Source organism: Commensalibacter sp. A3DC (genome assembly GCF_047307945.1).
GTDB classification, from domain to species: Bacteria; Pseudomonadota; Alphaproteobacteria; order Acetobacterales; family Acetobacteraceae; genus Commensalibacter; species Commensalibacter melissae.
Genome location: NZ_JAXOQA010000089.1, coordinates 1 through 5,513 on the forward strand (window position 1 = coordinate 1; position 5,513 = coordinate 5,513).

The 5,513-nt window shown below is 33.8% G+C and carries 7 protein-coding genes; all 7 read left to right on the top strand.

Annotation, left to right across the window (positions count from 1 at the left end):
- Positions 1-641, top strand: a 641-nt coding sequence (locus U0839_RS08275; RefSeq protein ID WP_413550461.1) for a hypothetical protein, incomplete at its 5' end; no start/stop codon positions are given.
- Positions 642-666: 25 nt separating this feature from the next.
- A complete protein-coding gene (locus tag U0839_RS08280; protein ID WP_110439487.1) occupies positions 667-984 on the top strand; it encodes a phage baseplate plug protein in 318 nt (105 codons plus the stop codon).
- The gene (locus U0839_RS08285) at positions 984-2,057 is read left to right on the top strand and encodes a baseplate hub protein (RefSeq protein WP_155565065.1); all 1,074 of its coding nucleotides are present in this window, start codon (positions 984-986) and stop codon (positions 2,055-2,057) included. Before U0839_RS08280 ends, U0839_RS08285 begins: the two co-directional genes overlap by 1 nt.
- Positions 2,057-2,833 carry a Gp138 family membrane-puncturing spike protein gene (locus tag U0839_RS08290; protein ID WP_155565066.1) on the top strand — a complete coding sequence of 259 codons (777 nt, stop codon included), beginning with the start codon at positions 2,057-2,059 and terminating at the stop codon, positions 2,831-2,833. The genes U0839_RS08285 and U0839_RS08290 overlap by 1 nt, the downstream gene beginning before the upstream one ends.
- 136 nt (positions 2,834-2,969) lie before the next feature.
- A complete protein-coding gene (locus tag U0839_RS08295) occupies positions 2,970-3,320 on the top strand; it encodes a hypothetical protein (RefSeq protein ID WP_110439490.1) in 351 nt (116 codons plus the stop codon).
- Positions 3,307-4,680, top strand: coding sequence for a baseplate J/gp47 family protein (locus U0839_RS08300; RefSeq protein WP_110439491.1), 1,374 nt, complete (start codon positions 3,307-3,309; stop codon positions 4,678-4,680). The genes U0839_RS08295 and U0839_RS08300 overlap by 14 nt, the downstream gene beginning before the upstream one ends.
- Entirely contained in the window at positions 4,673-5,362 is a 690-nt protein-coding gene (locus U0839_RS08305; protein WP_155565068.1) for a DUF2612 domain-containing protein, read from the top strand. Before U0839_RS08300 ends, U0839_RS08305 begins: the two co-directional genes overlap by 8 nt.
- Positions 5,363-5,513 lie beyond the last annotated feature (151 nt).

Sequence of the window (5,513 nt, forward strand, 5' to 3'; positions counted from 1 at the left end):
ATAATATTTTGTCCTCTTATGCCCAGAGTGCTGGGTGGAAGCTATTAAATCAATTGGTTAATACAGATTCCAAATTCGGTTTTTTCGATAAAAATGGAAATCCATTTTATGAAACCGGATTAAAAAAAAATGAAATAAAAATCTTAAATAAAACATTAAGTTTTTCTATGGGCAATAATGTAGCCGAGGCAGGGGTTATTTATTTAAAGTATAAAAAAGAATATAAAACTTCAACTGCACCTGTCGAAGGTGGAAAAGTTGTCGCATATAATCTGGTAGAGCAACCCAGAACGGGACAAGTCACTTATGTTTCAACAGGAACTCAAAAACAACGGAAATTATTTGAGGATGCTTTGGAACATGCGGAAAATTCCACAAATGTATATATTTTGCATACAGCGGAACGTTTGATTAACAATGTTAAAATAAATGCTCATTCTGTTGAACGAAATTCATCAAAAGGTTTTCAACTTGTACGATACTTAATTGATTTTCAGGAAATTATATCCACACCAAAGAATATTACCATTAAAAATGCGCTAGCCTATTCTAACGACAGTGTAAGTCAGGGAACAACTCAACCTCATGCTTTAAATGGTAATCAGAAACAAGCGGCTAACAAAAGCCAAAAACCTTATTAGTAAGATTGATAGGTAATAATACGAAATGCAACTTATACAGATTTCACCTATTGAGGCTCAGCAGTTTATTCTTACTCTTGAGGGAATGGATTATCGTTTTCGCTTGTTGGATAGAGGAAATGTTGGTGTGTTCCTTGATGTTTATTATGGTGCAGTACCATTATTAACAGGAATTTTATGTCTGGATCGGGTTCGATTAATTCGTTCTGCTTATCTTGAATTTCCTGGAGATTTAATGTTTGTTGATCAGCAAGGATTTAATCATCCATCTTATAAAGATTTTGGTAATCGTTATTTGCTTTATTATCTCGAAAGTGGAATTGATGATGGGATAGGTATATAATGCTATCATCCTATGAAGAGAAAATTACTGTTATTGGTCATCGTCCTACTTTTACTACCTTTCATAAACGTTATTTAAAATTTGAATTTGTAATGGGAGTGGATGAAAATAAACGACAAAAAACATTTGCAGATGGAAAATTAATCCTTTCGGTCGAACATCTTAAAGCGAAAGTTTCTATTAATTATCAGGGAGGGGAGAGTCTTCCAGAATGTCAATGCACGATTTATAATATGGATGAGCATTGGATCAATCAATTATCAACATTGGGTCAATATAAAAAAGAGTCAAATGGGTTTGGCAATTATTTGATCATATATGCAAGTCTGGAAAACAGTTCCGATAAAAAAATTATATATAATAAAATATTTGAAGGCGGTATAACAGTTGCTTATGCAGATTATGGCAGTGCACCTGATCTTGCTTTCCATGTGAATGCAATGGTTGCAGCAGGATTAAATCTGACTCCAGCTAAATCCATTTCATTCAAAAATAAAACACCTGTCGCAACTGTTGTGCAAACAATTATTGATAAATATAATGCATCTCTACCCTATTCTAATGGGATAGGAAGATTGAGTTTTAAAAATTATGGTGTTAATGCCGTTTTAAACAATCCCAATTATCATGATGATTTAATTGAACAAATTCGATTATGTACAAGAGATACGAAAACCCGTTTTACATTTCAGGATCAGATTTGCAAAATCTTTCCTGAAAATATGACATTAAATGATTATGAACGTAGACTAGAAACTAATGATAGTAATAATGATAAGATAGAAGCTGTAGAAATTTCTTCCAGGAATATTTCTGTCAATAATGGAATGATCGGTTATCCTGCCTATTCAGATAGAGGTATCACTGTTCGAAGTATTTTTAATCATTCAATTCGATTTGGAGAGGAAATAGCTCTTAAATCAGAATATATTAAAAATGTTAATGGAGTATGGCGATATATGGTTTCATTAAAACATGAATTATCCTGTTATACACCTGATGGGCCATGGTTTACAAATATTGAATTGCAAAAAGATTTTTCTAAAAAAGATAAAAAAGGACATATTGGCTAATGATGAATCCCAATAAAGGAAATAGCGTTCTTAATACGTTATGGACTATGATGGATAATGCAATCAGTCGTGTTTTTACTGCTATGCCGGTACAAGTATTATCTGTTGATACCGAAAAACGGCTTCTTGATGTAATTCCGATGCTCGCGATGTTGGATAATGAAGGAAAGGCAGTAGATCATGCGCAAATCAGTAATATTCCTTATGCAAGACAACAGGCTGGAGATTATGGAATCATTATTGATCCTCAAATAGGTGATAAGGGCATTGTTATTTTTGCTGCAAGGGATATTTCAAATGTTGTTTCTAGTCGTAAAAAACATATTCCGGCAAGTTATCGTAAACATTCTATATCAGATGCCATTTATATAGGATCCCTTTTAAATGAAGAACCAAGAACATGGTTAAAAATCACTGATGGTAATCTGGAGATGGCCATTGCGCCTGCGTCAAAACAATCCCCCACTACTTTCGTGAATATAAGGGATCAGGACGTAGAAATATTTTTATCTAATGGTACCGATGTAAAAATAAAAGATGATAAACTTCATATCAAAGCTTCGGATATTAATATAGAAGGTAATGTCAATATAAATGGTCAGGTCAATATTTTGGGAGAAACATCCATTATTGGTGAGACTTCAATTATAGGGAACACTTTAATTACAGGTGCCGCTCAAACGACAGGAGATACTGTTATTGATGGAATTTCTTTTCTTGAACATGTTCATGGAAATGGTAATAAGGGCCAAGATACTACCCAACCTAAAAATTAGATTTAAAATTTTTAATATATTCAAAAGGTTATGTTTTATTATTAATTATCATAAATCATATTCTATTAAAAAATTAATTTGAAATATTAATAACTTTATTAACCACTCTTTTGAGTGGTTTTTTTTGAGGTTGAAAATGGAATTATTATTAACTGAGGATTGGGATTTGCTGGTTGATAGAAATGGAAATATAGCAACTGTAAATGATGGGTTTGCCATTGCTCAACAGGTTGCTAACGAAATAAAATTGGAAGAGGGTGAGGGATGGTATGATGTGAACCAGGGAACACCATATTTTGCTAAAATATTGGGGGTTAATCCAAATTGGGGATTAATTAAGAATATTTTATTGGATCGTGCTGAAAATGTTGATGGTGTTATCCGTGCTGACATGGATTTGTATGTTGATAAACAAAGGGCCTTGCATGGAAACATTTATTTAATCATTGATACAAAGAGCGGGGAACAATTAAATGTCGTTTTCTGACGATGACAATATTAATGCAAGAAATATCTCACCAGTTCAGCTGAGAAATTTACCGATTGTTAAAGATGTCGACACGAACATCCCTTCATTAAAATGGGGGGGACAATCCACATCAGACCATGACAAAGAATGGGGTAATACAGGTATCATATTGCCTGAAGAGCAGGATATTCTTGCAGGCGTTATTGAAGATTTTCAGAATGCCTTTAATAATCAATTAAAGTTCTTCAATAATCAAAATGAATTTTTATTATCAACCCCACAGGGCCAACTTGCAACCTCTATGGCCGCGATAATTTCAGATCGTAACCGTTTATTGGCATATTATGTAAATCAGGTTGATCCATCTTATGCTACAGGTCGAATGCAAGATGGTATTGGTCGGATTTATTTTATTGAACGTATAAAAGCCAAAGCGACTACTGTTACCGGTATCTGTCGAGGTCAAAAAGATGTTTTGATTTCGGCAGGAACTAAAGTGCAGGATGGTGATGGAAATTTATATGAAGCGGATCAAAATTATATAATTGGTGAAGATGGCACAGTAGCTGTAAATTTTGTTTGTTTGCAAAAAGGTCCAATCAATTGTCCAGCGCATAGTTTACAAATGTATCAGCTTATTCCCGGGTGGGATAATGTTGATAATCCTACAGAAGGTATCATTGGTAATAATGTTGAAAGCCAAGCACAGTTTGAACAAAGGCGGCGACAGTCCGTCGCTTTAAATTCTGTAAATAGTGTGGATAGTATTATGGCAGCTTTACTGAATTTAAAAAATGGCAATGGTAGCAGTGTTTGTGAAGATGTTTATGTTATTGATAATGATTCGGGAGGAGGTGTGAATAAAAACGGTGTTTTTTTAAAACCGCATAGTCTTTTTGTTTGTGTCTCTGCACCAGATGATGATTGGAGTAAACAATTAATTGCACAAACTATATGGAAGAAAAAACCACCGGGTTGTGATATGAATGGCGATCAAATAGTCGTCATTCAGGACCAGAGTGGGTTATATTCAACACCTCCGAAATATACTATTTGTTACGCTAATGCAAAAAGAATTCCGATCAGGTTAAAAATTACTTTAGCAAGACCACAGTTCTTACCAAAAAATGCGGTTGATCAAATAAAAACGGCAATTATAAAAGCTTTTACAGGTAATGATGGATCGAAAAAACCTAGAATTGGAAGTGAAATTCTAGCATCCAGTTTTTATGCACCTGTGCAGAGATTGGGGAGTTGGATCAGCATCATAACCTTATTTATTGGACGAGAAATTGCCAGTTTTTCGTTGGTTCAAATGAATATTGATGAAATGCCTACATTGAATAAAGATGATGTAGAGGTAGTGTTTAATGGATGAATCGGTATTTTTTGATGAAAATAAACCCCCTTTATGTCTTGATTATCATGAAACAGTTATTGCGCAATATGCTAATTCACCCCGTTTACTTGCGTTAATAAGATCATTTAGTGAGGCGATGAAAATCTGTGTTTTTTTTAGTGATTTTTATGAAAATATTTGGGATTTGAATACTGCCACAGGTAAAGGACTAGATATTTGGGGGCAGGTGGTTGGTGTTAATCGTACTGTAAAAACCCTTACGGGTTTCTTTTGGGGATTTAATGAGGAAACTTTATTATTAGCACGTCCGTATCACGATTTAACAGGTTTTAATGACTCCTTATCTTCAATAGAAGATCGTCGTACGGCTTGGGGTATGTTTCGTGATTACCAAGAGTTAGAGGGTGAAATCACATTTACAGATAAAAACTTTAAAAAGTTAATTTTCGCAAAGGCTCATGCGAACGTGAGTAATTACAATACATCAGATCTCAATTTTATTTTGATGTATATTTTTGGATACAATGAAAATGGGGAAAAAAATAATCATGAAATATATGTTCGAGATAATTTTGATATGTCGATAACTCTTATTTTAAATTGGCTGCCTAGTACTGATGAAGTGGCTATTATCATGAATGCAGGTTTATTGTTCAAACCAGCTGGGATCTCGTTGAAGGTTGATATTCAGTCTAAATAATTAACAAATAAATATTAAAGGACAAAAAATGTCTATTCAAAGACCTGGAAAGCTTTTCTCCTCTAAATGGGCAGAATATGGTGATCGCTTTAATATCGAAGATACTGGGGCTGATTATCAAAATGGACGTGCGGATATTGAAAAAGGTTTT

Bases quoted from the DNA above. Each gene is read 5' to 3' on its own strand.
- U0839_RS08280 (WP_110439487.1), top strand. From the start codon at position 667: ATGCAACTTATACAGATTTCACCTATTGAGGCTCAGCAGTTTATTCTT.
- U0839_RS08285 (WP_155565065.1), top strand. From the start codon at position 984: ATGCTATCATCCTATGAAGAGAAAATTACTGTTATTGGTCATCGTCCT.
- U0839_RS08290 (WP_155565066.1), top strand. From the start codon at position 2,057: ATGATGAATCCCAATAAAGGAAATAGCGTTCTTAATACGTTATGGACT.
- U0839_RS08295 (WP_110439490.1), top strand. From the start codon at position 2,970: ATGGAATTATTATTAACTGAGGATTGGGATTTGCTGGTTGATAGAAAT.
- U0839_RS08300 (WP_110439491.1), top strand. From the start codon at position 3,307: ATGTCGTTTTCTGACGATGACAATATTAATGCAAGAAATATCTCACCA.
- U0839_RS08305 (WP_155565068.1), top strand. From the start codon at position 4,673: ATGGATGAATCGGTATTTTTTGATGAAAATAAACCCCCTTTATGTCTT.